The sequence below is a fragment of the Curtobacterium sp. MCBA15_012 genome (assembly GCF_001864935.2).
In the GTDB taxonomy this organism is placed as follows: Bacteria; Actinomycetota; Actinomycetes; order Actinomycetales; family Microbacteriaceae; genus Curtobacterium.
The window spans coordinates 1,490,415-1,516,929 of the sequence record NZ_CP126267.1 but is presented as its reverse complement, the minus strand read 5'-3'; the positions used below and the strand labels follow the sequence as shown (position 1 = coordinate 1,516,929).

The window sequence follows — 26,515 nt, the reverse complement described above, 5'->3', positions numbered from 1 at the left end:
CCGAGGATCGGTCCGCCGACGTCATCACACCAGACCAGGTTCCTTGTCGGTCCCATACGATGACGTGATGACCGTCGACCCTCATCTGCTCCGCGTCCTGCACGCCGTCGGTCGCACCGGGTCGATCACCGGGGCCGCGGCCGAACTCGGGTACAGCCAACCGGCGCTCAGCCAGCTGCTCGGCCGTGCGGAGCGGCGGCTCGGGCAGACCCTCGTGCTGCGCGCCGGCGGACGCGCAGCCGTGCTCACCGAGGCCGGGCGGATCCTCGCCGCGCACGCCCTGCACGTCGACGCCGCCCTCGCCGCGGCGCAGGAGGACCTCGACGCCGTGGACGGACTCGCACGCGGACGGGTTCGGCTCGCGGGCTTCCCGAGCGCCTCGTCCACGCTCGTGCCGGCCGTGCTCGCGCGGATGGCCGCAGAGACCCCGGGGATCGCCACCTCGTACGTCGAGGCGGAGCCGCCCGAGGCACTCGACCTGCTGCGGGCGGGGCACGTCGACGTGGCGCTGACCTTCACGCACGACGGGGACGCCGTCGTGCCGGACCCGGCGCTGCAGGTGCACGGGCTCGGGCAGGACCCGCTCGTGCTCGTGCGCTACCGGGCCGCCGGGGACGGGGACGGGGACGGGGACGGGGACGGTGCCGGTGCCGGTGCCGGTGCCGGTGACGGTGACAGTGCCGCCGGTGCCGGTGCCGGTGCCGGTGACGGTGCCGCCGGTGCCGGTGCCGGTGCCGGCCTCGTCGACCTGGCGGGTCTGCGCGAGGAACGCTGGATCGGCGGCTGCCCACGCTGCCGCGGGCACCTGCTCGCCTCGTGCGCCGCCGCGGGGTTCTCGCCGGACATCGTCCTCGAGACCGACAACGCCGCGGCCGTCGTCGGCATGGTCGCCGCCGGGCTGGGCGTCGCGCTCCTGCCCCGGCTCGCCCTCGCGACGACCGTCGTCCCCGCGACCGTCGAGGTCCGCGCGGTCGACCCGGACCTGGCCCGGCGGGTCGAGGTCGTCGTCGCCCGCGGTGCGGAGCGGGTGCCGAGCACCGCGGTCGCGATCGCCGCTGCCCGGGCCGCCGCCGGCGTGCTCGGCTGACGCGGGGGACGTCCGGGTCCCCGGACGGTCAGGCGGTCGGGGTGTCCACCGCGCCGCCGTAGCGCCGGTCGCGGCTCGCGTACTCCTCGATCGCTCCCCACAGGTCGGTGCGCCGGAAGTCCGGCCAGAGCCGGTCGAGGAACACCATCTCGGCGTACGCCGACTGCCACAGCATGAAGTTCGACGTCCGCTGCTCCCCCGAGCTCCGGAGGAACAGGTCCACGTCGGGCAGCTCGGGCACGTAGAGCCGCTTCGCCAGGGTCTTCTCGGTCACCTGGTTCGGCTTCAGCCGACCGGCGGCGACGTCCTCGGCCATGCCCCGGACCGCGTCGACGATCTCGTTCCGACCGCCGTAGTTGACGCACATCGTCAGGGTGCACACGTCGTTGTCGGCGGTCAACCGCTCGGCGGTCTGCAGTTCGTCGATGACCGACCGCCACAGCCGGGGCCGTCGGCCGGCCCACCGCACGCGGACGCCCCACGCGTGCAGCTGGTCGCGGCGACGGTGGATCACGTCGCGGTTGAAGCCCATCAGGAAGCGGACCTCCTCGGGTGAGCGCTTCCAGTTCTCGGTCGAGAAGGCGTAGGCCGACACGTGCTTGACACCGATCTGGATCGCCCCGGCGACGACGTCGAGCAGCGACGCCTCGCCCGCCTTGTGCCCCTCGACGCGTGTGAGTCCGCGCTGGTTCGCCCACCGGCCGTTACCGTCCATCACGATCGCGACGTGCTCGGGCACGAACTGTGCCGGGATCGCGGGCGGCTGCTCCCCCGTCCAGTCGACGGGCTTCATCACCACGGGCTCGGCGGACCGGCGAGGGCTCATGCAGGGGCTCCTTCGGGATCGGACTGGAGGGGCACGGCGGGCGCCGGGGTCGCGGCCACCGCTGCCGGGACACCTCCGGGCGTCGGGGCGAGCGGCGCGGGGTGCTCCGTCCGGTCGACGTGCGGCAACGACCGCAGCGATCGTTCCAGGTGCCACTGGGCGTACGCCGCCACCACGCCGGAGGCACGGGAGCGCGTCCGCTCGTCCGAGGCGTCCACCGTCGCCCAGTCCCCCGCGAGCAGGGCGCCGAGCAGGCCGAGCGTGTCGGTGTCGAGCCGCGGGGTCCCGGGCGGTGCCGCACGGTCGGCGACGACCCCGCCGAGCTGTACGACGAACGCCGTGTGCGGACCGGGCTCGCCCGTGACCGCGCAGTCCCCGAAGGACGGTGCCCAGCCCGCGATGCTCATCGCGCGGAGCAGGTAGGAGTCGAGGGTGGCGCTCGTCACGTGCTCCCGACGGGACAGCGAGCGCAGCGCACCGACGAGCAGGAGGTACTGCTGCAGCCCGGCGTCCGCCTCGCTCAACCGGTCGGCGGTCTCGACCATGGCGCTCGCGGCCGTGTACGCGCCGTAGTCCGCGACGATCTGCGCGCCGTACGACCCGAGCGACTCCGCCTGCGTGACGATGTCGAGCGACCGTCCCTCGTAGAACTGCGCGTCGACGACCATGAAGGGTTCGAGGCGGGAGCCGAACTTCGAGGCGGTCCGGCGGACGCCCTTCGCCACGGCACGGATCTTGCCGTGCTGGCGGGACAGCATCGTCACGATGCGGTCGGCCTCGCCGAGCTTGTGGGTGCGCAGCACGACGCACTCGTCCCGGTACAGCGGCATCGCACCAGTATCCCCCGGGCCGCCGACACCGCCGACTGCCGCAGGGTCGTCAGTGCCGGTGCCGGTGCCGGTGCCGATGGGCGGTGCCGGTGCCGGTGCCGGTGCCGATGGGCGGTGCCGGTGCCGGCGCCGGCGCCAGTGCCAGTGCCAGTGCCAGTGCCAGTGCCAGTGCCAGTGCCAGTGCCAGTGCTGGGATCCGCGCCGACGGTCCGAGCCGAGCGGGCAGGACACGCCGTGCGCGTCCCACCCAACGAGCGGAACACGTCGCCGGAAGGCACCGAACGTGACAGATCTCGCCCGCTCGACGCCGATCCGCGCCCGGCGCCGTCGGTCCGCTCCCCGCGCCGTCGGCCGGCCCGAGCGGGCAGGACACGCCGTGCGCGTGCCGCCCATCGAGCGGAACACGTCGCCGGAAGGCACCGAACGTGACACATCTCGCCCACTCGACACCGATCCGCACCCGGCGCCGTCGGTCCGCTCCCCGCGCCGGCGGCCGGCCCGAGCGGGCAGGACACGCCGTACGCGTCCCACCCAACGTGCGGAACACGTCGCCGGAAGGCACCGAACGTGCCACATCTCGCCCGCTCGACGCCGATCCGCGCCCGGCGCCGTCGGTCCGCTCCCCGCGCCGTCGGCCGGCCCGAGCGGGCAGGACACGCCGTACGCGTCCCACCCAACGAGCGGAACAGGTCGCCGGAGGGCACCGAACGTGCCACATCTCGCCCGCTCGACCGCGATCCGAGCCGGCACCGAGCCGCCACCGAGCGCGGCGGGGAAGCGGGACGGACGGGAGGCGCGGTGCGGGACGGACCCGCACCGCGCCTCCCGTCCGGTGGTCGCGACCGCGACTAGGCGGAGACGAGCTCCGGAGTGGGCGAGCCGGACGCCGCCCCTGCGCGCACCGCGCGGTTCACCGCGGACACGATCGCCTTGAGCGACGCCGTCGCGATGTCGGCGTCGATCCCGACACCCCAGAGCCGCGTGCCGTCGACGTCGAGCTCGACGTAGGCCGCGGCCTTCGCGTCGCCCGAGGCGCTCATCGTGTGCTCTGAGTAGTCGTAGAGGGTCACGTCGACGCCCTGGCCGCGCATCACCGTCAGGAACGCGTCGACCGGACCGGTTCCGACGGCGTCCGACGTCACGGAGCCCTCGTCGACGCGCATCGCGACCGAGAGCTTCGTCGTGCCGTCGAAGTCGCTCGACGTGGCGGTCTTCGTGATCTCGTAGCGACCCCACTTGTCCGACTCGTCGTCGGCGGGCAGGTACTCGTCGCGGAACAGGTCCCAGATGCGCTCGGACGAGAACTCGCCACCCTCGGTGTCGGTGCGCTGCTGCACGACGCCCGAGAACTCGATCTGCAGCTTGCGGGGCAGGTCGATCGCGTGGTCGGTCTTGAGCAGGTACGCGACGCCACCCTTGCCGGACTGCGAGTTGACGCGGATGACGGCCTCGTACGACCGCCCGATGTCCTTCGGGTCGACCGGCAGGTACGGGACCGCCCAGGCGATCTCGTCGACGGTCGTGCCGGCGGCCGCGGCCTTCGCCTGCATCGCGTCGAAGCCCTTCTTGATGGCGTCCTGGTGCGAGCCGCTGAACGCCGTGTAGACCAGGTCGCCGGCCCAGGGCTGGCGCTCGGGGACGGGCAGCTGGTTGCAGTACTCGACCGTGCGCTTGACCTGGTCGATGTCGCTGAAGTCGACCTCGGGGTCGATGCCCTGGGTGAACAGGTTCATGCCGAGGGCGACGAGGTCGACGTTGCCGGTCCGCTCCCCGTTGCCGAACAGGCAGCCCTCGATGCGGTCGGCACCGGCCATGTAGCCGAGCTCCGCTGCGGCCACCGCGGTGCCACGGTCGTTGTGCGGGTGCAGCGAGAGGATGACGTCCTCGCGGTGCGCCAGGTTCCGGGACATCCACTCGATCGAGTCGGCGTAGACGTTCGGCGTCGCCATCTCGACCGTGGCGGGCAGGTTGATGATGACCTTGCGCTCCGGGGTCGGCTCGAACACCTCGAGCACGGCGTTGCAGATCTGCACGGCGACCTCGAGTTCGGTGCCCGTGTAGGACTCCGGCGAGTACTCGTAGTAGATCGTGGTGTCGTGCTGCAACCGCGCCTCGGCCGCCTTGCACATGTGCGCCCCGGCCACCGCGATGTCCACCACACCCTGGACGTCGGTGCGGAAGACGACCTCGCGCTGCACGACCGAGGTCGAGTTGTACAGGTGCACGATGGCCTGCTTCGCGCCGTCGATCGCCTCGTACGTGCGGTCGATGAGGTGCTCACGCGCCTGGGTCAGGACCTGGATCGTCACGTCGTCCGGGATGGCGCCGTCGTCGATCAGGCTGCGGACGAAGTCGAAGTCGGTCTGCGAGGCACTCGGGAACCCGACCTCGATCTCCTTGTAGCCCATGCGGACGAGCAGGTCGAACATCGCCCGCTTGCGCTCGGCGTCCATCGGGTCGATCAGGGCCTGGTTGCCGTCGCGCAGGTCGACCGCGCACCACCGAGGTGCCCGGTCGATGCGCTTCGTCGGCCAGGTGCGGTCGGGCAGGTCGACACGGATCTGATCGTGGAACGGGACGTACTTGTGGATCGGCATCCCGGAGGGGCGCTGCGTGTTCTGCATCGTCTGGTCGCTTTCGTCGTCACGCCACGGTGGGCGCTGCACCTGGTCGGTGCTGGTGGGTGGCCACGACGGACTCCGCGACGAGGTGGGCCGAGTGTCAGGCCTCGTCGCGGCAGCGAAGGAGGAGGAGCGCCGAGTACATCGCTGCCACCGTAGCACTGGTACACCAGCACGGTGCAAGTGCGTGACGGTGAGCGGCGGACGCCGCCCGCCCAGCCCTCCGGTGTCCGTCGGGACCGGCGGCGGTCCGCGAGCGGCGTCCGGCGCGACGGCGCGGGTCAGTCGACGGCGAGCGCCTGCGTCGGCGACACGCGGACGGCACGCCGCACCGGCGCCACGGTCGCGACGACCGCGAGGACCAGTGCACCGAGGACGACCGCCCCGACGGTACCGAGCGGCAGGACCGGGGTGACGACGCGACCGATCGACCCGAGCATCGTCTGCCCGCCGACCCATCCGTAGCAGGTGCCGAGCACGAGGCCCGTGACCACCGCAGCCGTGACCATCTGCACGGCCTCGGTCACGATCATCCGGCGGACCTGGGCACCCGTCAGACCGAGCACCCGCAGCAGTCCGAGCTCTCGTCGCCGCTGCATCACGCTCAACGCCAGGGCGTTCACGACACCGACGGCTGCGATCACCGCGGAGAACCCGACGACCACGTCGACCACGGCGTTCACCTGGGCGAAGAAGCCCCGCTGCGCGTCGAGCATCGCGGGCGTCATCGATCCGTCGTCCATCGCGACGAGCTGCTGGGTCAGCACCTGCTCCATGATCCCGAACGCGACGGCGAACGTCACCAGCAGCGTGACGCCGATGACGAGGCCGATCGTGGCGCGCGACGACCGTGCGGGCGCACGCATCGCGTTCCGTCCGGCGAGGAGCACGACCGGGTCCGACGACCCGATCCGACCGATGAGCTGCAGGACGGGCGGCATCACGACGGCAGCGCCGACGCTGATGCCGGCGAAGGACACGAACCCACCGAGCGCCGCCGGGAGGACGGCGGACGGCGACACCGGGCTGAACGCCAAGCCGACCAGCATGAGCAGGACCCCGGCGGCGACCAGCACGATCGCCCACACGGTGCGGGCCTTGCCGGAGCGGACGTCCTCATGGGTGGGTTCGACGTCCTCCGACAGCGCCTGCAGCGGGGTCACGCGGAGCACCCGGCGGGAGCCGGCAGCGAAGGCGCCCCAGGTCGCGAGCACGACGGCGACCGCCGGCAGGACGAGCTCGACCGGGACGAGCGTGTACGTCGTGTCCGGCAGGAAGCCGTTCCCCCGCAGGGCGACGACGAAGAGCGCGGAGAGGCCGGTCCCCACGACGACACCGATCGCCGCGCCGACGACACCGACGAGCAACCCGGTCCGGGTGATCCGTGCCCGGAGCGACGCGCCGGTCGCACCGATGAGCCGTTGCAGCGCCAGGATCCGGGTCTGCCCGGCGATGATCGTGGCGCAGGTGTTGGCCGTGACGACGGCGCCGACGTACAGCGCGATCGCGAGGAACAGCCACCCGAGGACGGACAGGATCGCGCGGATCGCCCCGAGGTCGCCGAACCCGGTCGTGGCGAGCGCCTCGGTGACGATGCCCGGGGCGATCACGAGCGCCGACCCGAAGGTCGTGCCGAGGGCGGCGACGAGGACCGTCGGTGCGAAGGAGCGGAGCCCGCTCACGCTGCGGCCTCCATCCCGAGCATCGTGGCGGAGATCTCGGTGGCCGTCATCGCAGGACGGTCGTCGACGATCCGGCCGTCGGCCAGGAAGAGGATCCGGTCGGCGTTGGCCGCAGCGGTCGGGTCGTGCGTCACCATGACGACGCTCTGCCCCCACTCCTGCACCGCTCCACGCAGGATCGCGAGCACGTCGCGACCGGTGCGCGAGTCGAGTGCGCCCGTCGGTTCGTCGGCGACGACCACCGCGGGACGCGAGGCGAGCGCGCGCGCGATCGCCACGCGCTGCTGCTGTCCGCCGGAGAGCTGGTGGGGGCGGTGCGTCAGCCGGTCGCTCAGTCCCAGCCTGTCGACGAGCCGGTCGATCCAGGCGCGTTCGTCGGCACTGGGAGCCCCGCCGCCGAGCAGGAACGGGAGCCGGATGTTCTCGCCGACGTCGAGCGTCGGCACGAGGTTGAAGGACTGGAACACGAAACCGAGTCGTCGACGCCGGAGTTCGGTGAGCTCGCGGTCGGCGAGCCCGGTGATCTCGACACCGTCGATCTGGATGCGTCCCGACGACACCGCGTCGAGGCCCGCGGCGACGTGCATGAGGGTCGACTTGCCCGAACCGGACGGCCCCATGACCGCCGTGAACTCACCGGCCCCGATGTCCACGCTGACGTCGTCGAGCGCCGTCACGCGCCGGGACGTGTCCCCGTAGTGCTTCGAGACGTGGTCCAGTCTGATGATCGGTTTCTGCGTCGTGGTCATGCACCCAGGATCGCGACCGGGAGGCCCGTCCCGCGTCGGCCCGACGGCTCCTGTGGATGGTCCGCTCGGCTCGGTCTGGTGTGCAGGAGTCATCCGATCGGAGGACCGACCGTCCGTCAGCCGGGCAGCCGGGCAGCCGGGCAGCCGGGCAGCCGGGCAGCCGGCAGCCGGCAGCCGATCTGCGCGGGGACACCTCGGACCGTCGGCCCGCCGTCCGTCCGGCCCGTCGCCCGGTCAGTCGGCCTTCGGCACCAGACCGTGCTCGTGGGCGAACACGACGAGCCGGACGCGGTCCCGCAGGTCGAGCTTCGTGAGCACCCGCGAGATGTGCGTCTTGACCGTCGCCTCGCTCACGTACTCGTGCTGGGCGATCTCGCTGTTGCTGAACCCCCGTGCCGCGAGGTCGAAGATCTCCCGCTCGCGCGGCGTCAGCTCCGCGAAGGCAGCCGGGACCGGGACCGCGTGGGCGGTGGGGTCCTCGTACCGTCGCAGGAGCTCCCGGGTCGCCGACGCGGCGAACACCGCGGTACCGGCGTGCACGGTCCGGACGGCCGCGAGGAGGAACTCCGGGTCCGCGTCCTTGAGCACGAAGCCACTCGCGCCGGCCCGGATCGCCTTCGCGGCCGCCTCGTCGAAGTCGAAGGTGGTGAGCACGAGCACCTTGGTCGCGTCGGCGCCGCCCTGTTCGACGATCTGCGCGGTCGCGGTGATGCCGTCCATGACCGGCATGCGCACGTCCATGAGCACGACGTCCGCGCGGGAGCGCCGGACGAGTTCGACACCCTCCGCGCCGTCACCGGCCTCGCCGACGAACTGCAGGTCGGGCTGCGAGTCGATGAGCATGCGGATCCCGGTGCGGAACAACGCCTGGTCGTCGACGAGTGCGACCCGGATGCGGGCGGTCGGCGGGGTGGAGGTCATCGGCGGGTGTGCTCCTGCTCGGTCGGGGTGATGCGTCCGCGCGGCACCTGGCCGCTCGCGGGGACCGTCGGCATCCGGACGGCCACGGTGAAGTCGTCGCCACGGGGGCCGGCGGTCATCGAGCCGCCGGTCATCACGGCGCGCTCGCGCATGCCGACGAGTCCGTGCCCGGTGCCCGGGCCGCTCGCGCCGTCCTGCGCGCGGCGGTTGACGACGGTGATCTCGACGGTGTCCGGACGGTAGGTCAGGGCGGCGTGCACGGGCGCGCCCGGCTCGCCGTGCTTCCACGCGTTCGTCAGGCTCTCCTGGATGATCCGGTACACCGCGAGCTGGGTCGTGGTGGGCAACCCGGCCGGGTCACCCTCACGGTCGACGCGCACGTCGAGTCCGACGTCGCGCATGCTCGTGACCAGCTGGTCGAGGTCGTCGATCGCCGGCATCGGCGCGGTCCCCTGCTCGTGCCGCAGGGCGCCGAGCAGCTCGCGGACGTCGCCCAGTGCACTCCGTGCGGTGCTCGAGATCGTGCTGAGGGCCTGGTCGGCGATCGCGGGGTCGGCCTTCAGGGCGTACCGGGCACCGTCTGCCTGGGCGATGACGACCGCGAGCGAGTGGGCCACGATGTCGTGCATGTCGCGGGCGATGCGGACGCGTTCCTGCTCGACGGCGACGGCACGGTCGGCGCGAGCGGCATCGCGCTCGGCGAGGAGGAGCGCCTCGCGGCTCATGCTGGCTGCCTGTCGCGCGCGCCGGACGAGCCCCGCGAGCCACGGCAGGAGCAGCACGAGCAGGACCGCCGCGAACACGCCGAGGACCAGCTGGAGCTCCTGCCCGGGGAGCCGCGCGTCGCGACCCGAGTCCTCCAACGTCCGCAGGTCCTGGAGCGCGGTGTAGCCCGCTGCGATGAACGAACCGCTGATCGCCGAGACCAGGCCCGCGAGGCGGACACGTCGGCTCCCGTAGGCGCTCGTCGTGTACGTGACGCCCCCGATCAGGGCGTTGAGCGGGTCGGGCGGTTGCCAGGTCACGAGTTGCAGGACCGCGACCGCCCAGGCGACGGCCAGCGCGAGGCCCGGCGCGAGTCGCCGGAGCGCCAGGGCACTGCTCAGCCCGACGATGACCAGGGTCGAGACGGCGTCGGGCCACCCGTCGCTCCTGGTCACCAGGAAGAACGCACCGATGACCGCCGCCACCACCACGTCGGTGGCGATCTGCGCGCGGAGCATGGGGCGGAACACCACCCCACGGTACGTCCCGGACGGTCGCGACGCGTCCATCCCGCGGATGACCCGTCGCGGTCGACCGGCACCGTCACGACCGCCGGCCGGTGCGCCCTCCGGTGTCGAGCCGACGGTGGTCGACCCGCGGGCCGTCAGAACCCGAGGCGACCGAGCTGCTTCGGGTCGCGCTGCCACTCCTTGGCGACCTTGACCCGGATGTTCAGGTACACGTGGCGGCCGCCGAGCAGCGCCTCGATCTCGGTCCGGGCACGCGACCCGACGTCCTTCAGCCGCTCGCCGCCACGACCGATGACGATCGCCTTCTGGCTGTCGCGCTCGACGAACAGGTTGGCGAAGATGCGGAGCGGTCCGTCCGGGTCGTCGTCCTCGTCCGGTTCGACGACGTCCTCGATGACGACCGCGAGCGAGTGCGGGAGTTCGTCGCGGACGCCCTCGAGCGCGGCCTCGCGGATCAGCTCGCCGATGCGTTCCTCGTCGGTCTCCTCGGTCACCGTGGTCGAGTCGTACAGCTGGGGCGACTCCGGCAGCAGTGACGTGATCTCGCCGAGCAGGGCCTCGAGCTGCAGGCCCTCGGTACCCGACGTCGGCACGATGGCGTCCCACTCGCGCAGCCGGGACACCGCGAGCAGCTGTTCGCCGACGCGGTCCTTCGGGGTGCGGTCGATCTTCGTGACGATCGCGACCTTCTTCGCGCGCGGGTACTGGTCGAGCGACTCGTTGATCCAGCGGTCCCCGGGGCCGATCGGCTCGTTCGCGGGGACGCAGAACCCGATGACGTCGACGTCGCCGAGGGTCGACTGCACGAGGTCGTTCAGCCGTTCGCCGAGCAGCGTCCGGGGACGGTGCACACCCGGGGTGTCGACGATGATGACCTGGCCGTCGGGCCGGTGCACGATGCCGCGGATCGCGCGGCGGGTCGTCTGCGGCTTCGAGGACGTGATGGCGACCTTCTCGCCGACCAGGGCGTTCGTCAGCGTGGACTTGCCCACGTTCGGTCGGCCGACGAAGGACACGAACCCGGCGCGGTACGGCCGCTCGGGTGCGTTCGGTTCGGTGTCGGTCATGCGTTCGTTCCCGTCGTGGTCGGAGTCGTGACGTCGAGAGCGTCCTCGGCGTCGTGCAGTGCGGCGGTGCGTTCGGCGAGGACCGTGAGCAGGTGTCGCCGTTTGCCCTCGACCCGGTCGGCGGTCAGCACGATGCCGGACACGGTGACCTGTTCGCCGCGCACCGGGAGCCGACCGAGTTCCTTGGTGAGCAGTCCACCGGCGGTGTCGACGTCGTCGTCGTCGAGCTCGACGCCGAACAGGTCGCCGAGTTCGTCGATCGGGAGTCGGGCCGAGACCCGCCAGGTGCCGGGGGTGAGCTCGGTGCGGTCGACCACGGCGCGGTCGTACTCGTCCGAGATGTCCCCGACGAGCTCCTCGATGAGGTCCTCCATCGTGACCAGGCCCGCGACGCCGCCGTACTCGTCGACCACGAGCACGAGGTGGTTCTTGGCGACCTGCATGTGGCGCAACGTGTCGTCGGCGTGCTTCGAGTCGGGCACGAACTCGGCCGGCCGCAGGAGACCGGTCACCGGCTCCTGACCGGCACCCGGACGCTCGTAGAGGGCACGGGACACGTCGCGCAGGTAGAGCACGCCGAGCACGTCGTCGCTGTCCTTGCCCGTGACGGGCATGCGGGAGACCCCCGCGACCAGGAACTGCTCCATGCCCGCGGCGAGCGTGTCGTCGCCGTCCACGGTGAGCATGTCGGTACGGGGCACCATGACCTCGCGCACCAGGGTGTCGCTGAACTCGAACACCGAGTGGATGAGCTCGCGGTCGTCCTGTTCGAGGACGTTGCTCTCGGTGGCCTCGTCGACGAGCGAGAGCAGCTGCTCCTCGCTCGAGACCGTCGAGGCGCTGTCGCCACGGCCCGGCGTCACCCGGTCGCCGATCGCGACCAGGAGCCCGGCGAGCGGGCCGAGCACGATGCGGACCGCCCGGACGAACCCGCCGGTGGTGCCGATGAGCCGTTCGGCGTGCGCCCGACCGACGCTCCGCGGGCTCGAGCCGACGAGCACGAACGACACGGCGGTCATGATCGCTGCGGAGACGACGAGGGCGACCCACCAGGTGTCGAACACGGTGACGAGCGCGATCGTGACGAGCACCGCGGCGGCGGTCTCGGCCAGGACCCGGACGAAGTTGAGTGCGTTGACGTGCGCGCCCACGTCGTCGGCGACGGCCTCGATCGCACGACGGTGCTTGCTGTCACGCGCGATCTCGTCGAGGTCCGCGCGCGACAGCACGGACAGCGCCGCGTCGGACGCGGCGAGGAGCCCCCCGACCACGACGAGCACGAACGCCACCACGAGCAGGGCGACGACGAGCACCATCAGGTCACCGCCCGCGACGCTGGGCCGCGAAGCCGGACAGGATCTCGCCCTGCAGTCCGAACATCTCGGCCTTCTCGTCGGGCTCGGCGTGGTCGAACCCGAGCAGGTGCAGGATGCCGTGGCACGTGAGCAGGAGCATCTCGTCCGTGGTCGTGTGCCCGGCGGTCTTCGCCTGCTCGGCGGCGACCTGCGGGCAGACCACGATGTCGCCGAGCAGACCGGCCGGCGTCGGGTCGTCCTCGGTGCCCGGCCGGAGCTCGTCCATCGGGAAGCTCAGCACGTCGGTCGGACCGGGTTCGTCCATCCACCGCACGTGCAGCTGCTCCATGGCACCCTCGTCGACCAGGACGATCGCGAGCTCCGCGTCCGCGTGGACGTGCAGCGCGTCGAGTGCGAAGGCGGCGAGGCGCTGGATGGCTGCCTCGTCGACCTCGACACCGGACTCGTTGTTGAGCTCGATGCTCACCGGGTGCCTCCTCGGGCGTTCTGGTGGCCGGCCTGTTCGGCGAGCCGCTCTTCGTCGTAGACCGTGTACGCGTCGACGATCCGGCCGACGAGCGTGTGGCGGACCACGTCCCCGCTGCCGAGCCGGGCGAAGTGGATGTCGTCGACGTCGCCGAGGATCCGGGTCACGAGTCGGAGTCCGGACAGGTTGCCGGGCAGGTCGACCTGCGTGATGTCGCCCGTGACGACCATCTTCGAGCCGAAGCCGAGGCGGGTCAGGAACATCTTCATCTGCTCGGGCGTGGTGTTCTGCGCCTCGTCGAGGATGACGAACGAGTCGTTCAGCGTCCGACCGCGCATGTACGCCAGCGGCGCGACCTCGACGGTGCCGGCGGCGAGGAGCTTCGGGACGAGCTCCGGGTCCATCATCTCGTTCAGCGCGTCGTAGAGCGGGCGCAGGTACGGGTCGATCTTGTCGGTCAGCGTGCCCGGCAGGAAGCCGAGACGCTCGCCGGCCTCGACCGCGGGACGCGTCAGGATGATGCGGTTCACCTCGCGCCGCTGGAGCGCCTGCACGGCCTTGGCCATCGCGAGGTAGGTCTTGCCGGTACCGGCCGGGCCGATGCCGAACGTGATGGTGTGCTGGTCGATCGCGTCGACGTAGGCGCGCTGGCCGTCCGTCTTCGGCCGCACCGACTTGCCGCGGCTCGCGACGATCGGCGTGCCGAACGTGTCGGACGGTTTGCGGTCCTCGTCCAGGATCCGAGCCGAGGTCGGGATGTCGGCCTGGCCGATGTCCTGCCCACGCCGGACCATCCCGACGAGTTCGTCGACGAGCGCGTGCGCCCGGGCGACGTCCCGCTCGGGCCCGGACAGCGTGACCTCGTTGCCCCGGACGAGCACACGGACCGCCGGGTACTGCCGCTCGACGGTCTTCAGCAGGCGGTCCTGCGGTCCGAGGAGCTGGACCATGGCGATCCCGTCCACGTGGATGTCGTCGGTGACGTCCGTGGGGTCGGGCTCGGGGTGGGCGGTCGCGTCAACCGGCAAGGAGATTCCCTTCGTGCAGTTCACCTGCGAGGACGTGCGCGTGCACGTGGAACACGGTCTGGCCGGCGGCTTCGCCGGTGTTGAAGACGAGTCGGAACTGGCCGTCGGCCCGCTCGTCCGCGATGCGCTGCGCGGTGGCGACGACGTGGGCGAGGAGGTCCGGGTCGGCCGCTGCCAGGGCGGCGACGTCGCGGTACTCGGTCTTCGGGATCACGAGCACGTGCACCGGGGCCTGCGGCGCGATGTCCTCGATGGCGATCACGCGGTCGTCCTCGGCGACGACGGTCGCCGGGATCTCGCGCGCGATGATCTTCGAGAAGACGCTCGGGGTGCTGCTCATGTCACCATCGTAGAACCCGCGACCGACGCCGGGCTTTCCCCGAGGGGCTCACCAGCGTCCGAGGCGCGTCTGCAGGACGGCGAGCGCGGCCGGACCGGCCGTGGAGGTCCGCAGCACGGTGTCCCCGAGCCGCACGCGGACCGCGCCCGCGCCCTCGAGCCGGTCGAACTCCGACCCGTCGATGCCGCCCTCGGGTCCGACGACCAGGACGATCTCGTCGACGTCCGCCGGCGGCACCCAGGCGGACAGTCGCTCGGCGCCGACGGGATCGAGCACGAGCACCACGGTCCGGGTGCCGTCGCCCCCGGCCGGTGCCCCGGCGGCGACGAGTCCGGCCAGCTGCGCGGTCGTCACGGGCGCGTCGACGGCGGGGACACGTGCACGCACGGCCTGCTTCGCCGCCTCGTGTGCGATGGCGGCCCACCGTGCCCGGCCCTTCTCGACCTTCGTGCCCTCCCACCGGGAGACGCTGCGCGCGGCCGACCAGGGCACGATGCGGTCGACGCCGATCTCGGTGGCCGCCTGCACCGCCATCTCGTCGCGGCCACCCTTCGCCAGCGCCTGCACGAGCACGAGCGCCGGACGCGGAGCGGGTTCCTCGGTCCGGGACGCGACGACGACGGTCACGGTGTCACGGCCGACCGCCGACACCGCGCCCGTCACGACGGTGCCGGCACCGTCCGCGATCCGCAGGGTCTCCCCCACCCGGACCCGCGCGACGGTCGCCGCGTGCCGACCCTCGGCGCCGTCGAGCAGCACCTCGGCACCGACCGCGACGTCGTCGAGCGTCCCCGCGTCGACCGTGTAGAGCGAGGCCATCAGAAGTGCAGGAAGCGGTCGCGCAGCTTGCCGAACATGCCCTGCTGGAACCGCGCGAGCTGCGGGCCGCCGGCCTTGCGCGACTTCGCGAGCTGCTCGACGAGCTGGCGTTCCTTGTGCGACAGCTTGGTCGGGGTCACGACCTGCACGCCGACGCGCAGGTCACCGCGGCCGTTGCCCCGGAGCTTGGTGACGCCGCGGTCCTTCACGACGAGCACGTCGGCGCTCTGCACGCCGGGGCGCAGCTCGAGCTCGACCGGGCCGTCGAGGCCGTCGATGGTCGTCGTCGTGCCGAGGATCGCGTCGGTCATCTGGACCTCGAGCGTCGCGAGCAGGTCGTCGCCGTCGCGGCTGAACACGTCGTGGTGCCGGACCTTGACCTCGAGGTACAGGTCACCGGCGGGACCGCCGGCCTGCCCGACCTCGCCCTGGCCCGGCATCTGCAGGCGCAGCCCGGTCTCGACCCCGGCGGGCACGTCGACGGGGATGGTGCGGCGGGCACGGACGCGTCCCTGGCCCTGACACGTCGGGCAGGGGCTCGGGATGACGGTGCCGTACCCGCGGCACGTGCCGCAGGGTGCGCTCGTGACGACGTTGCCGAGCAGCGAGCGGACCTGGCGCTGGATGTGCCCGGAGCCGCCGCAGATGTCGCACGTGCGCGGGCTCGTGCCCGGGGCGCAGCACGACCCGTTGCAGGTCTCGCAGAGCACGGCGGTGTCGACCTCGACGTCCTTGTGGGTGCCGAAGACGACCTCGTCGAGGTCGACCTCGATGCGGAGCAGGGCGTCCTGGCCACGCTCGGCACGACTGCGCGGGCCGTTGCCGCGTCCGCCACCACCGCCGCCACCGAAGAAGGCGTCGAAGATGTCGCTGAACCCGCCGGCTCCCCCGCCGAACGGGCTGTCGGCCTGCGGGCCGGCGTCGTAGCGCCGGCGCTGCTCGGGGTCGCTCAGCACGTCGTACGCGTGCGTGACGTCCTTGAAGCGCTCGGCCGCGTCGGGACTCGGGTTCACGTCCGGGTGGAGCTCACGCGCCAGGCGGCGGTAGGCCTTCTTGATGTCGGCATCGGAGGCGTCCTGCTGGACGCCGAGGACGTCGTAGTGGTCTGCCACGTATCCCTCAGTCGGTCGGAGTCGGTCGGTTCGGTCTGGTGGGCGCCGCCGGGACGGCGGCACCGGCTCGGTGCGGCTGGCGCCGCGCCGGTGGTCGGTCTGGAGGCGCGGTGCCCGTCAGCGGGGCACCGCGCCCGGGTGGGGCGCGGCGGGGCTCAATGTTCGCCCAGCAGCTTGGACAGGTACCGTGCGACGGCGCGCACGGCGGCCATGTTCGTGCCGTAGTCCATCCGGGTCGGGCCGAGCACGCCGAGGCGCGCGACCTCGCCCCCGGCGAGGTACCCGCCGGCGACGACGCTCGTCGCGTCGAGCCCGTACTCGGCGTTCTCGACGCCGATGCTCGCGGCGACGGCGACGTCGTCCACCTGCATCTCGCCGAACAACCGCAGCAGGGTCACCTGTTCCTCGATCGCCTCGAGCACGGGGAACAGGCCGCCGGAGAAGTCCCGTTCGCTCTTGGCGAGGTTGGCCGCGCCGGCCATCACGAGGCGGTCCTGCCGGTTCGCCGCGACCTGCTCGATGAGCGTCGCGACGACGACGCCGCCGAGCGCCTGGACGTCCGGCCGGAGCTGCTGCGGCACCTCGCGCAGTGCGCGGGCCACGTCCTGCAGGAGCAGGCCGACGGAGGCACCGTTCAGGACGGAGCGGAGCTCGCCGAGCGCGGCTTCGTCGAGCGGGACGTCGGTCTCGACGACGCGCTGCTCGACCCGCGCGGTGTCCGTGATGAGCACGACCATGAGCCGGGTGTCGCCCAGTCGGACCAGCTCGACGTGCTGCACGCGTGCGCGGACCATCGACGGGTACTGGACGAGGGCGACCTGGTTCGTGAGCTGGCTGAGCAGGCGGACGGTCCGCCCGAGGACCTCGTCGAGGTCGTTCGGGGTGCCGAGGAAGGTCTCGATCGCGTGGCGCTGGGCCGAGGACAACGGTCGGGCCGCGGCGAGGTGGTCGACGAACACCCGGTACCCCTTGTCGGTCGGCACCCGTCCGGACGAGGTGTGCGGGGCCGCGATGAGCTGCTCGTCCTCGAGCAGGGCCATGTCGTTGCGGATCGTGGCGGCACTGACCCCGAACGCGTGGCGGTCCACGATCGACTTCGAGCCGACGGGTTCGCGCGACGCGACGTAGTCCCGCACGATCGCCTTGAGGACCTCGAGGGAGCGTTCGCTGACCATCCGGACCCCTTCCGTTCGATGCTGGCACTCGGACGTCTCGACTGCTGATCCTACGCCCGACCGCCGACGGACCGGGACCGGGAGCGTCCCTCCCGCTACGCTCTGGCCATGAGCTACGGACAGCAGCCCGGCGGCCCCCAGTCCCCCGGAGGACCGCAGTACCCCGGCGGGTACACCCCGCCGCAGCAGATGTCGCCGGAGGACCAGCGCCTGTGGGCGACCCTCACGCACATCGGCGGCGTCTTCTTCTCGTTCGTCGTGCCGCTCGTCGCGTACCTCGTGCTGCGCGACCGTGGCGCGTTCGTCCGCGAGCACACCCGCGTCGCGCTGAACTTCCACATCACGATGGCGATCGTCTACGTCGCCGGGTCGATCCTGTCGATCGTGCTCGTGGGCTTCCTGCTCATCGCCGCCGCCGGCATCGTCACGATCGTCTTCGCGATCCTGGCGGCCGTCGCGGCGAACCGCGGCGAGATGTACAAGTACCCGCTCTCGATCGAGTTCATCAAGCAGTAGTCGCGGCGCGGGCCGGGACGGCCGCGACGAGCGGCCGCCCCGGCCCGCGGCCGTCCCGCCGCGGTGCCGGACCGTCGTGCCGACGTGCCGACGGGCCGACGAGCCGACGTGCGCTCAGTCGAGCAGTTCCCGCACGACGGCGTCGGCGAGCAGGCGACCCTGCAGGGTCAACTCGAGCCGTCCCCGCACCGCGGCCGAGCCGTCCACGAGACCACGCGCGATGAGGCCGGCGACGCGGCCACGGGCCTCCCGGCCGAGCTCTGCCGTCGTCAGCTCGCCGCGCACCCGCGCGGCGAGCAGGACCCGCTCGACGTACCGGGTGTCGTCGTCGAGTGTCTCGCGACCGGCGGCCGGCGACTCCCCCTGCAGCACACGGGCGGCGTACGCCGCCGGGTGCTTGACGTTCCACCAGCGGGTGCCGGCCACGGCCGAGTGCGCACCCGGGCCGATGCCCCACCAGTCGTGCCCCTTCCAGTAGGACAGGTTGTGCCGGCTCGCGTGCCGGTCCGTCCCGCCGTCCGCGTCGAGCCGGGCCCAGTTCGAGACCTCGTACCAGCCGTACCCGGCGTCCGCGAGGACCCGGTCGGCGAGCTCGTACATGTCGGCCGCGAGGTCGTCGTCGGGCGCCGGGAGCTCGCCCCGCGACACCGCGCGACCCATCGCCGTGCCGTCCTCGACGATGAGCGAGTAGGCGGACACGTGGTCCGGCTCGCAGGCGAGCGCGGCGTCGAGCGACGTGCGCCAGTCGTCGAGGGACTCGCCGGGCGTCGAGTAGATGAGGTCGAGGCTCACGTCGAGCCCCTGCTGCTTCGCCAGGTCGACGACGACCGGCACGCGCTCGGGGTCGTGCGTCCGGTCGAGGGTCGCGAGCACCTGCGGCACCGCCGACTGCATGCCGTAGCTCATGCGCGTGAAGCCCGCGCGCTGCAGGGTCGCGATCGCGTCGGCGTCCACCGAGTCCGGGTTCGCCTCGGTCGTGACCTCGGCGCCGGGCAGGATCCCCCAGGTGTCGTCGATCGCGCGCAGGATCATCGCGAGGTCGGACGCGGGCAGCATCGTCGGGGTCCCGCCACCGAAGAACACCGTCGACACCGGGCGCCGCGGGACGCCGGACCGGTCGAGCACCTCGGCCGCCCACCGGACCTCGCGCACGGCGTGGCCGGCGTAGTCGTCACGCCGCACCCCGCGCAGCTCGGACGCCGTGTACGTGTTGAAGTCGCAGTACCCGCAGCGCACCCGGCAGAACGGGACGTGCACGTACACACCGAAGGGGACGTCCCCGGCACCGGCGCCGGGGGTGAGCAGCCCGTCCGCCGGGGCGGGGTCGGCGATCGGGAGAGCACTCGGCATGGGCTCCATTCTCGGCCATGATGGAGGACATGGAGCACCACACCGTCCCCACCACGGTGCTGTGGGACATCGACGGCACCCTCGTCCTGAACGCCGCGTCGCCGGGCAACCTGTACCACCTGGCCCTCGAACGCGCGGTCGGGAGGGACCTCGCCCTGCGCGTCGGGCACCAGCACGGTCGGACCGACGCCGGGCTCATCGCCGAGCACGTCCGGGCCCACGACCTCGACGACGCGCTCATCCCGACCGTCAGCGGCCACCTGCGCGACCTCACCGACGAGCGGTACGGACGGGGCGAACGCCGCTCCCCCGCCCCCGGCGCGATCGCGCTGGTCGCCCGGTTCGCCGAGCTCGGGTGGCGCAACGGCCTGCTGACGGGCAACTCCGAGCACCGCGCCCGGGTCAAGCTCCAGGGCGCCGGGTTCGACCTCGGCGCGTTCGACTGGGAACATTCGTACTTCGGCGACACCGAGGTCGAGCGCACCGGGGTCACCGCGGTCGCGGCCGCCGCGCTCAGCGGGACGCGGGCGGCGATCGTCGGCGACACCCCGCGTGACGGCGAGGCAGCCGACGCCGTCGGCATCCCGTTCGTCGCGGTGGCGACGGGCGTCTACGACGTCGATGCCCTCCGGCGCACGGACGCCGTGGCGGTGGCCCGGGACTGCGTGCAGGACGCCGACCTGCTCGAGGAGGCGATCGCGGCGCTGCCGCCGCTGCGCTGACACGGTCGCCGCGTCGTCAGTCGCCGCGTCGTCAGTCGCCGCGTCGTCAGTCGCCGCGTCGTCAGTCGCCGCGTCGTCAGTCGCCGCGTCGTCAGTCGCCGCGTCGTCAGTCGCCGCGGAGTGCGACGAGGTACTTCGCCGCCATCGTCCGCTGCTGCCGACGGACGAGCGGTGCCACGAACTGCCACTTCCGGCTGGAGGGCTGCGAGAACTGCCGGATCTGCAGCCACACCGAGCCGTCCGGGGTGCGCTCGACGACGAACGACTCCTCGCCCGAGAGCGGGTGCCCCTCGAGGGTGCCGTAGGCGAAGCCCTTCCGGTCGGGCTCGTCGATGATCGACACGACCCGCACCGGCGCGTGCACCGTCTGGCCGAACGCGTGCATCTCGAGCGTCGCGGTGGTGCCCGCCGTCATGAGCGGCGTGCCGTCGGCGGCGAACTTCTCGACCCGGGGCGTGCCGATCGAGGCCGGCGCGACCGGCACCCCGTGCTCGTCGAACGTCACCGGGTTGTAGCGGACCTCGTCGTCGTCGGGCTGGTCCTCGACGCGGACGCGGATGCCGCTGCGCTCCTGGATCTGCCACGTCAGGGCCTGCGTGACCGCGGTCTCGAAGCGCTGGTCGCCGTGCCCGATCCGGCCGCGGGACTCCGCCGGGGTGAACCCCTCGGGCGGGTAGGTCATGAGGTCCGCCGCCTGCGTCGCGCCGACGGCGCCGTACGTCAGGGAGGTCCGGTAGCTGCCGCGGGAACTCATGCGGCAAGCCTACCCGGGCTCGTCGGCGGGGCCGGTCCGCTGGTCGGTGACCGCGTTCGCGCGGCCGGTCGCGTCGCTGGGCCCGGTGCCCATGTCGGTCGCCGCGCTCGGCGCAGCCGGTTGCGCTCGGCCGCGGGCCCCGGACTGGAGGCACGACACGCGTCCGCAGGGTCGCTACCGTGTGCGCGTGCCCGGGGTCGTCCGGCACGCGGTGCTGCCCGCGACCCCGTGGGTGCTCGGCGCCGCCGCCGTGGCGCTCGGGCTCGGAGCCGCACTCGTCGGTGCGATGCTCGCCGGGACGACGGACTTCGGCACCGCGACGGGACTCGTCCTGCTGCGCACCACGCTCGGCGGCCTGGCGGTCGCGGCGTTCCCGGCGCTGGTGGTCGCCGTCGTCAGGACCGGGCGGACCCGGTCCTGACCCGTCGGGATCAGGGGTACCCGGTCCTGACCCGTCGGGACCAGGGGTACCCGGTCCCGACCCATCGGCCGGACCGCCCTACTTCTTCTTCTCTTCGACGTCCCCGGAGAGCGCAGCGATGAAGGCTTCCTGCGGGACCTCGACGCGGCCCACCATCTTCATGCGCTTCTTGCCTTCCTTCTGCTTCTCGAGGAGCTTGCGCTTGCGGGTGATGTCACCGCCGTAGCACTTCGCGAGGACGTCCTTGCGCATCGCGCGGATGCTCTCGCGGGCGATGATGCGTGCGCCGATGGCAGCCTGGATCGGCACCTCGAACTGCTGGCGCGGGATGAGCTTGCGCAGCCGCTCGGTCATGAGGGTGCCGTACGCGTACGCCTTGTCGCGGTGCACGATCGCGCTGAACGCGTCGACCTGTTCGCCCTGCAGCAGGATGTCGACCTTGACGAGGTCGGCCGCCTGGTCGCCGGTCGGTTCGTAGTCGAGCGACGCGTAGCCCTGCGTCTTGCTCTTCAGCTGGTCGAAGAAGTCGAACACGATCTCGCCGAGGGGGATCTCGTAGCGGATCTCGACGCGGTCCTCGCCCAGGTACTCCATGCCGAGCAGGGAGCCGCGGCGCGACTGGCACAGCTCCATGATCGCGCCGACGTAGTCCTTCGGGGCGAGGATGGCCGCGCGGACCATCGGCTCGCGGACCTCGAGGATGCGGCCGCCCGGGAACTCGGACGGGTTCGTGACCTCGACCACCGTGTTGTCCTCGTTCGTGACCTCGTAGATCACGCTCGGGGCGGTGGTGATGAGGTCGAGCCCGAACTCGCGGGACAGGCGCTCGGTGATGATCTCGAGGTGCAGCAGGCCGAGGAAGCCACAGCGGAACCCGAAGCCGAGCGCGACCGAGGTCTCCGGCTCGTACACGAGGGCTGCGTCCGACAGCTTGAGCTTGTCGAGGGCTTCGCGCAGGTCCGGGTAGTCGGAACCGTCGATCGGGTACAGGCCCGAGAAGACCATCGGCTTCGGGTCGGTGTAGCCGGCGAGCGCTTCGGTCGCGGGCTTCTGCGCCGTCGTGACGGTGTCGCCGACCTTCGACTGGCGGACGTCCTTCACGCCGGTGATCAGGTAGCCGACCTCGCCGACGCTGAGCCCCTTGGTCGGGGTCGGCTCCGGCGAGGAGACACCGATCTCGAGGATCTCGTGCGTCGACTTCGTCGACATCATCTGGACCTTCTCGCGCGGGTGGATCGTGCCGTCCACCATCCGCACGTAGGTCACGACGCCGCGGTAGCTGTCGTAGACCGAGTCGAAGATCATCGCGCGCGGCGCCGCGTCGACGTTGCCGACGGGCTGCGGCACGGTGCGGACCACGCGGTCGAGGAGCTCCGGGACGCCGACGCCGGTCTTGCCCGAGACGCGGAGGACGTCCTCGGGCTTGCCGCCGATGAGCTGCGCGAGCTCGGCCGCGTACTTGTCCGGGTCGGCCGCCGGCAGGTCGATCTTGTTGAGGACCGGGATGATCTCGAGGTCGTTCTCGAGCGCCAGGTACAGGTTCGCGAGCGTCTGCGCCTCGATCCCCTGGGCGGCGTCGACGAGCAGGATCGCTCCCTCGCACGCGGCGAGGGAGCGGGAGACCTCGTACGAGAAGTCGACGTGCCCCGGGGTGTCGATCATGTTCAGCGCGAAGGTCTCGCCGTCGAGCTCCCACGGCATGCGGACCGCCTGCGACTTGATCGTGATGCCGCGCTCGCGCTCGATGTCCATGCGGTCGAGGTACTGCGCGCGCATCGCCCGGTCCTCGACGATGCCGGTGATCTGCAGCATGCGGTCGGCCAGCGTGGACTTGCCGTGGTCGATGTGCGCGATGATGCAGAAGTTGCGGATCGCCTCGGCCGGGGTCGCGGCGGGCTCGAGCGGCGCGGATGCTTGTGGGCTCACGGTTCCTCAGGGGTCGGGGCGGTCGAACGATTGTCCCACGCCTGCGCGCGGACAGCGCGCAGCGCTGCCGTCCCTGTGGAGACCGGCCGGCGCATCGGTCGCTGTGGAGGACGGACGGGAGGCCCGTGGCGGCGCCGCCACGGGCCTCCCGTCCGTCAGACGGTCACCGGGGCGGGGGCGGGCAGCGCGCCCAGGCCACGGCGGAGGTCGTCGGCGGTCGCCGCGAGGCAGACGCGGATCCAGCCCTCGCCCGACCGACCGAACGCGCTCCCGGGCGCGACGGCGACGTGCTCGCGGTGCAGCAGGGCGAGCGCCCAGGCGGCGACGTCGCCCTCGGCGGCGTGGGAGACGTCGACCCACAGGTAGAAGGCGCCGCGCGGGTCGAGGTACCGGATGCCGGCGTCGTCGAGGACCTCCTTCGCCACGACCAGGTTGGCGCGGTAGTGCTCTCGGGCGTCCTGCACGGCCTGGTGGTCCCCGACGATCGCCGCGAGCGCTGCCCACTGGTCGGGCTCGGCGACGCAGCTGACCATCGACTCCTGCACGGTCCGCATGGTCGCGCCGAGGCCCTTCGGCGTCACGAGGTACCCGACACGGACGCCCGTCATGGCGTACGTCTTGCTGAGCGAGAACGCCGTGAAGACGCGGTCGTCCTCGTCGAGGGCCGCCAGGCTGACGTGCCGGGTGCCGTAGGTGAAGTACTCGTAGACCTCGTCGCTGATCACCCAGAGGTCGTGTCGCTTCGCCAGGGCCAGCAACCCGCGGAGCGTGTCCTCGCTGAAGACCGAGCCGAGGGGGTTCGACGGCGAGTTCACCACGAGGGCCCGGGTGCGCTCGGTGATGCTCGCCTCGAGCGCCTCGAGGTCCGGCTCGAACCCGTGCTGCGGCTCGAGCCGGTACGGCACCGGTGTCGCGCCGAGGATGTGCGCGTTCATCGTGAACGTCGTGTAGCCGGGGTCCGGGACGAGCACCTCGTCGCCCGGGCTGAGCACGAGCGTCATCGCCTGGAACAGCGCCTGGCTGGCACCGATCGTCATCCAGACCTGCTCGAGGTCGACCTCGATGCGGTTCTCGCGCAGGAGCTTCTGCCGGACGGCCTCGCGCAGCGGTGCGATGCCGCCGTTCGGCGTGTAGTCCGTGCGGTCCTCCGACCACGCCCGACGGGCTGCCTCGCCGATGTGCGCCGCGACCGGGACGTCGGGCTCGCCGATCACGAGCATCGCGACGTCCGTGCCGTCGGCCTGGAGGAGCGCGGCCTGCTCGTACACGCGGCGGATGCCGGAGGCGGGGACGGAGTCGATCCGGGGCGCGAGTGAGGGCATCCCGTCACGGTAGCGGCTGCGTGTTGCGGCCCGGTTTCCGCGGCCCGGGGTCCCGGCGCGGCTCGTCAGGCACCGACCCGCGGTGCTTTGTCGCGGCTCGTCGTGCTGGTAGTGTTGCTTGCTGGCTTCCGCGTTCCCCGCCCACGGGTGGAACGCGATGCGACCAAGGGCCCCTCTACCCAGCGGTCGCGACCACCCGTAGAGACGACGAAGGAGCAACACGCATGGCGAACATCAAGTCGCAGATCAAGCGCATCAAGACCAACCTCAAGGCCCAGGAGCGCAACAAGGCCTACCGTTCGGAGCTCAAGACGGTCATCCGTCACACGAACGAGGCCGTCGCCGCCGGTGACAAGGACAAGGCCGTCGCAGCACTCGCCCTCGCGGGCAAGAAGCTCGACAAGGCCGTGAGCAAGGGCGTCATCCACAAGAACCAGGCGGCGAACCGCAAGTCGGCCATCGCCAAGAAGGTTGCTTCGCTCTGATCTCCTGAGCGCTGCTCGAAGGCCCCGTACCGGAAGGTGCGGGGCCTTCGTCGTGTGCGGGGGTGGCGGGTGGTGGGGTGGCGTGGGGCCGGGTGCCGGGTGCCGGGTGGCGGGGTGCCGGGTGGCGGGTGCCGGCTGGCGGGGTGCCGGGCTGGTGCGTCGCACAAGAGGAAGCACGTCGCGCCACGAACCTCCGCGGTGCGACGTGCTTCCGGTTGTGCAGGAGCAACGCGCACCAGCGAGCGGCGGGCAGCGGCGGGCACGAAGGCGGCCGGGAGCCAGCGACGGCCGCAGCGCGAGAGGTCAGCGGGCCTCGCCGCGCCGGGCGATCACCCGGACCATGACCTCGAGCGCGTAGTGCGCGTCGCGCGAGCCACCCTTCACCGCGGTGTCGGCCTCGGCGACGCTCGTGATCGCGTTCGCCAGCCCGGCTTCGCTCCACCCGGCGACGTCCCGTTGCGCACGCTGCACCTGCCACGGCGCCATGCCGAGCGCCGACGCCGCCTGGCCGCTCGACCCGCGGAACGAGCTGACCTTCGCCATCGTGCGCATCTTGCTCGCGAAGGCGGCGACGATCGGGACGGGGGCCTCACCCGTCGCCAGCGCGTGCCGGAGCTCCACGATCGCGAGCGCCGAGCGCCCGGCGAGTGCGAGGTCGGCCACCTTGAACGCGTTCGTCTCGACGCGGCCGCCGTAGTACTTGTCGACGACCCGGTCGGTGATCTCCTGCGCCTCGTCGGCCAGCAGCTGGCGGCAGGCCGCGGCGAGCTCCGCGAGGTCGTCTGCGAAGGCGGCGACGAGGGTACGCACCGCCGAGGGCGCGATCTTGCGACGGGCCGCTCGGAACTCGGCGTTGACGAAGTCGATCTTGTCGGTCTCGCGCTTGAGTTCGTCGCACTGCACCTCGATGCCGCCACCGACCCCGCTGCGGATGGTGTCGAGGAGCTTCTTGCCGCGGACACCGCCACCGTGCCGAAGCACGAGCGTGACGTCGTCAGCAGGCGCCTGCAGGTAGCTGATCGTCTCGGTGATGAAGGCGTCGGTGCACTTCTCGACGTTCGTCACCCGCACGAGTCGGGGTTCGCCGAAGAGCGACGGGCTCGCGAGGGTCGACAGGAGACCGGGCGCGTACTGGTCTGCCTCGAGGTCGTGGACCTCGAGCGCCGGGTCCTCGCCGACCAGCAGGTCGCGGAGGACGCTGCTCGCGCGCTCGGCGAGGAAGGACTCGGGGCCGGTGACGAGCACGACCGGCGCGGGTCGGATGCCCGACCACGGGACCTGGTCGATCGCTGCGGCGGCGCGCGAGGGCTTCTTGGCGGGCATGCGGTCCTTCCGTCGCGGGCGCGAGCGTCCTCGGCCCGCGACGATCCTACGGCCCGCCGCCGACCCTGCCGGCGCTCCCGCCGGCCACTGCCCCGGCTCCCGGTCGGGCAGCCGCGCGGACGAGACCGGAGCAGCCGGCAGCACCGACGTCGTCGTCGAGGGTGATGCCGACGGCCGCTCCTCGGCCCTGCGCTCCGTCCACACCCGCAGTGCTCCCCCGGGCGCTCGCGACACCACGACCGTGCCCTGGGTGTCGGTGCGGAACGCCTCGGTCCCGGCCGCGCGCAGGTCGTCGAGTGCCGCGCGCGTCGGGTGCCCGTACGTGTTGTCGGCGCCGACGCCGATGAGCCCGACAGCGGCCGCGAGCTGCCGGTACAGGCCCGGGTCCTGGTCGGAGGAACCGTGGTGCGCCACCTTGACCA

At 72.2% G+C, this 26,515-nt stretch carries 25 protein-coding genes; 5 read left to right on the top strand and 20 right to left on the bottom strand.

Translation table 11 applies throughout. The features are described from left to right. The first annotated feature begins 67 nt into the window (after positions 1-67). Complete coding sequence (locus QOL15_RS06965) at positions 68-1,087, top strand: LysR substrate-binding domain-containing protein (protein WP_071249263.1); 1,020 nt, start codon at positions 68-70, stop codon at positions 1,085-1,087. A gap of 28 nt (positions 1,088-1,115) precedes the next feature. Here the strand turns inward: QOL15_RS06965 and QOL15_RS06960 are convergent, their stop codons facing one another. From QOL15_RS06960 to hrcA, 15 genes are all read right to left on the bottom strand, one after another. Next, positions 1,116-1,913: an isoprenyl transferase gene (locus tag QOL15_RS06960; protein ID WP_065959536.1), complete on the bottom strand. Its 798-nt coding sequence runs from the start codon at positions 1,911-1,913 to the stop codon at positions 1,116-1,118. Beyond that, positions 1,910-2,743: a DNA repair protein RecO gene (recO, locus tag QOL15_RS06955; RefSeq protein ID WP_065959537.1), complete on the bottom strand. Its 834-nt coding sequence runs from the start codon at positions 2,741-2,743 to the stop codon at positions 1,910-1,912. The genes QOL15_RS06960 and recO overlap by 4 nt, the downstream gene beginning before the upstream one ends. 848 nt (positions 2,744-3,591) lie before the next feature. Next, entirely contained in the window at positions 3,592-5,367 is a 1,776-nt protein-coding gene (gene leuA / locus QOL15_RS06950) for a 2-isopropylmalate synthase (protein WP_065959541.1), read from the bottom strand. A gap of 278 nt (positions 5,368-5,645) precedes the next feature. Beyond that, positions 5,646-7,046 (bottom strand): ABC transporter permease, encoded by a 1,401-nt coding sequence (locus tag QOL15_RS06945; protein ID WP_071247350.1) that lies wholly within the window; start codon positions 7,044-7,046, stop codon positions 5,646-5,648. Continuing rightward, positions 7,043-7,795 (bottom strand): ABC transporter ATP-binding protein, encoded by a 753-nt coding sequence (locus QOL15_RS06940; RefSeq protein ID WP_065959543.1) that lies wholly within the window; start codon positions 7,793-7,795, stop codon positions 7,043-7,045. Before QOL15_RS06940 ends, QOL15_RS06945 begins: the two co-directional genes overlap by 4 nt. A gap of 234 nt (positions 7,796-8,029) precedes the next feature. Then, a complete protein-coding gene (locus QOL15_RS06935; protein WP_065959545.1) occupies positions 8,030-8,716 on the bottom strand; it encodes a response regulator transcription factor in 687 nt (228 codons plus the stop codon). After that, complete coding sequence (locus QOL15_RS06930; RefSeq protein ID WP_254780287.1) at positions 8,713-9,951, bottom strand: sensor histidine kinase; 1,239 nt, start codon at positions 9,949-9,951, stop codon at positions 8,713-8,715. Before QOL15_RS06930 ends, QOL15_RS06935 begins: the two co-directional genes overlap by 4 nt. 134 nt (positions 9,952-10,085) lie before the next feature. Further along, positions 10,086-11,018, bottom strand: coding sequence for a GTPase Era (era, locus tag QOL15_RS06925; RefSeq protein WP_065959549.1), 933 nt, complete (start codon positions 11,016-11,018; stop codon positions 10,086-10,088). Beyond that, positions 11,015-12,334, bottom strand: a complete 1,320-nt coding sequence (locus QOL15_RS06920; RefSeq protein WP_071247354.1) for a hemolysin family protein — start codon at positions 12,332-12,334, stop codon at positions 11,015-11,017. The genes era and QOL15_RS06920 overlap by 4 nt, the downstream gene beginning before the upstream one ends. Before the next feature lie 4 nt (positions 12,335-12,338). Further along, positions 12,339-12,800: an rRNA maturation RNase YbeY gene (gene ybeY, locus QOL15_RS06915; protein ID WP_065959553.1), complete on the bottom strand. Its 462-nt coding sequence runs from the start codon at positions 12,798-12,800 to the stop codon at positions 12,339-12,341. Further along, positions 12,797-13,750: a PhoH family protein gene (locus QOL15_RS06910; RefSeq protein ID WP_253181528.1), complete on the bottom strand. Its 954-nt coding sequence runs from the start codon at positions 13,748-13,750 to the stop codon at positions 12,797-12,799. The genes ybeY and QOL15_RS06910 overlap by 4 nt, the downstream gene beginning before the upstream one ends. A 67-nt stretch (positions 13,751-13,817) precedes the next feature. Further along, entirely contained in the window at positions 13,818-14,168 is a 351-nt protein-coding gene (locus QOL15_RS06905; RefSeq protein ID WP_065959558.1) for an HIT domain-containing protein, read from the bottom strand. 48 nt (positions 14,169-14,216) lie between these two features. Further along, the gene (locus tag QOL15_RS06900) at positions 14,217-14,987 is read right to left on the bottom strand and encodes a 16S rRNA (uracil(1498)-N(3))-methyltransferase (protein ID WP_071247356.1); all 771 of its coding nucleotides are present in this window, start codon (positions 14,985-14,987) and stop codon (positions 14,217-14,219) included. Further along, positions 14,987-16,099: a molecular chaperone DnaJ gene (gene dnaJ, locus QOL15_RS06895; RefSeq protein ID WP_065959562.1), complete on the bottom strand. Its 1,113-nt coding sequence runs from the start codon at positions 16,097-16,099 to the stop codon at positions 14,987-14,989. Before dnaJ ends, QOL15_RS06900 begins: the two co-directional genes overlap by 1 nt. A 155-nt stretch (positions 16,100-16,254) precedes the next feature. Then, positions 16,255-17,274, bottom strand: a complete 1,020-nt coding sequence (gene hrcA, locus QOL15_RS06890) for a heat-inducible transcriptional repressor HrcA (protein WP_065959565.1) — start codon at positions 17,272-17,274, stop codon at positions 16,255-16,257. Between the two features lie 108 nt (positions 17,275-17,382). Here hrcA and QOL15_RS06885 point away from each other — a divergent pair, with 108 nt between their 5' ends. Then, the gene (locus QOL15_RS06885) at positions 17,383-17,790 is read left to right on the top strand and encodes a DUF4870 domain-containing protein (protein ID WP_065959566.1); all 408 of its coding nucleotides are present in this window, start codon (positions 17,383-17,385) and stop codon (positions 17,788-17,790) included. 114 nt (positions 17,791-17,904) lie between these two features. Here QOL15_RS06885 and hemW read toward each other — a convergent pair whose 3' ends face one another. Beyond that, positions 17,905-19,140, bottom strand: coding sequence for a radical SAM family heme chaperone HemW (hemW, locus tag QOL15_RS06880; RefSeq protein ID WP_071247467.1), 1,236 nt, complete (start codon positions 19,138-19,140; stop codon positions 17,905-17,907). Between the two features lie 29 nt (positions 19,141-19,169). On the opposite strand from hemW, the gene QOL15_RS06875 reads away from it, so the two are divergent. Beyond that, the gene (locus QOL15_RS06875; RefSeq protein ID WP_083395069.1) at positions 19,170-19,862 is read left to right on the top strand and encodes an HAD family hydrolase; all 693 of its coding nucleotides are present in this window, start codon (positions 19,170-19,172) and stop codon (positions 19,860-19,862) included. A 106-nt stretch (positions 19,863-19,968) separates the two neighbouring features. On the opposite strand, the gene QOL15_RS06870 is transcribed toward QOL15_RS06875, so the two are convergent. Further along, positions 19,969-20,616: a DUF1990 family protein gene (locus QOL15_RS06870; protein WP_065959567.1), complete on the bottom strand. Its 648-nt coding sequence runs from the start codon at positions 20,614-20,616 to the stop codon at positions 19,969-19,971. 187 nt (positions 20,617-20,803) lie between these two features. Between QOL15_RS06870 and QOL15_RS06865 the strand changes: the two genes are divergently transcribed. Next, positions 20,804-21,037: a hypothetical protein gene (locus tag QOL15_RS06865; RefSeq protein WP_139197481.1), complete on the top strand. Its 234-nt coding sequence runs from the start codon at positions 20,804-20,806 to the stop codon at positions 21,035-21,037. 78 nt (positions 21,038-21,115) lie between these two features. On the opposite strand, the gene lepA is transcribed toward QOL15_RS06865, so the two are convergent. Next, positions 21,116-22,963, bottom strand: a complete 1,848-nt coding sequence (gene lepA, locus QOL15_RS06860) for a translation elongation factor 4 (protein WP_065959570.1) — start codon at positions 22,961-22,963, stop codon at positions 21,116-21,118. 155 nt (positions 22,964-23,118) lie between these two features. Further along, positions 23,119-24,285 carry a pyridoxal phosphate-dependent aminotransferase gene (locus tag QOL15_RS06855; protein ID WP_071247360.1) on the bottom strand — a complete coding sequence of 389 codons (1,167 nt, stop codon included), beginning with the start codon at positions 24,283-24,285 and terminating at the stop codon, positions 23,119-23,121. Between the two features lie 224 nt (positions 24,286-24,509). Between QOL15_RS06855 and rpsT the strand changes: the two genes are divergently transcribed. Next, a complete protein-coding gene (gene rpsT / locus QOL15_RS06850) occupies positions 24,510-24,770 on the top strand; it encodes a 30S ribosomal protein S20 (protein WP_065959574.1) in 261 nt (86 codons plus the stop codon). A 303-nt stretch (positions 24,771-25,073) separates the two neighbouring features. Here rpsT and holA read toward each other — a convergent pair whose 3' ends face one another. Next, positions 25,074-26,093, bottom strand: coding sequence for a DNA polymerase III subunit delta (gene holA / locus QOL15_RS06845; protein ID WP_071247473.1), 1,020 nt, complete (start codon positions 26,091-26,093; stop codon positions 25,074-25,076). Positions 26,094-26,515 lie beyond the last annotated feature (422 nt).

Bases quoted from the DNA above. Each gene is read 5' to 3' on its own strand.
- QOL15_RS06875 (WP_083395069.1), top strand. From the start codon at position 19,170: ATGGAGCACCACACCGTCCCCACCACGGTGCTGTGGGACATCGACGGC.
- hrcA (WP_065959565.1), bottom strand. From the start codon at position 17,274: ATGGTCAGCGAACGCTCCCTCGAGGTCCTCAAGGCGATCGTGCGGGAC.
- QOL15_RS06905 (WP_065959558.1), bottom strand. From the start codon at position 14,168: ATGAGCAGCACCCCGAGCGTCTTCTCGAAGATCATCGCGCGCGAGATC.
- QOL15_RS06940 (WP_065959543.1), bottom strand. From the start codon at position 7,795: ATGACCACGACGCAGAAACCGATCATCAGACTGGACCACGTCTCGAAG.
- QOL15_RS06870 (WP_065959567.1), bottom strand. From the start codon at position 20,616: ATGAGTTCCCGCGGCAGCTACCGGACCTCCCTGACGTACGGCGCCGTC.
- QOL15_RS06885 (WP_065959566.1), top strand. From the start codon at position 17,383: ATGAGCTACGGACAGCAGCCCGGCGGCCCCCAGTCCCCCGGAGGACCG.
- recO (WP_065959537.1), bottom strand. From the start codon at position 2,743: ATGCCGCTGTACCGGGACGAGTGCGTCGTGCTGCGCACCCACAAGCTC.
- QOL15_RS06900 (WP_071247356.1), bottom strand. From the start codon at position 14,987: ATGGCCTCGCTCTACACGGTCGACGCGGGGACGCTCGACGACGTCGCG.
- QOL15_RS06920 (WP_071247354.1), bottom strand. From the start codon at position 12,334: ATGGTGCTCGTCGTCGCCCTGCTCGTGGTGGCGTTCGTGCTCGTCGTG.
- QOL15_RS06910 (WP_253181528.1), bottom strand. From the start codon at position 13,750: ATGGTCCAGCTCCTCGGACCGCAGGACCGCCTGCTGAAGACCGTCGAG.
- QOL15_RS06935 (WP_065959545.1), bottom strand. From the start codon at position 8,716: ATGACCTCCACCCCGCCGACCGCCCGCATCCGGGTCGCACTCGTCGAC.
- holA (WP_071247473.1), bottom strand. From the start codon at position 26,093: ATGCCCGCCAAGAAGCCCTCGCGCGCCGCCGCAGCGATCGACCAGGTC.
- era (WP_065959549.1), bottom strand. From the start codon at position 11,018: ATGACCGACACCGAACCGAACGCACCCGAGCGGCCGTACCGCGCCGGG.
- rpsT (WP_065959574.1), top strand. From the start codon at position 24,510: ATGGCGAACATCAAGTCGCAGATCAAGCGCATCAAGACCAACCTCAAG.
- QOL15_RS06965 (WP_071249263.1), top strand. From the start codon at position 68: ATGACCGTCGACCCTCATCTGCTCCGCGTCCTGCACGCCGTCGGTCGC.
- QOL15_RS06960 (WP_065959536.1), bottom strand. From the start codon at position 1,913: ATGAGCCCTCGCCGGTCCGCCGAGCCCGTGGTGATGAAGCCCGTCGAC.
- leuA (WP_065959541.1), bottom strand. From the start codon at position 5,367: ATGCAGAACACGCAGCGCCCCTCCGGGATGCCGATCCACAAGTACGTC.
- QOL15_RS06855 (WP_071247360.1), bottom strand. From the start codon at position 24,285: ATGCCCTCACTCGCGCCCCGGATCGACTCCGTCCCCGCCTCCGGCATC.
- hemW (WP_071247467.1), bottom strand. From the start codon at position 19,140: ATGCCGAGTGCTCTCCCGATCGCCGACCCCGCCCCGGCGGACGGGCTG.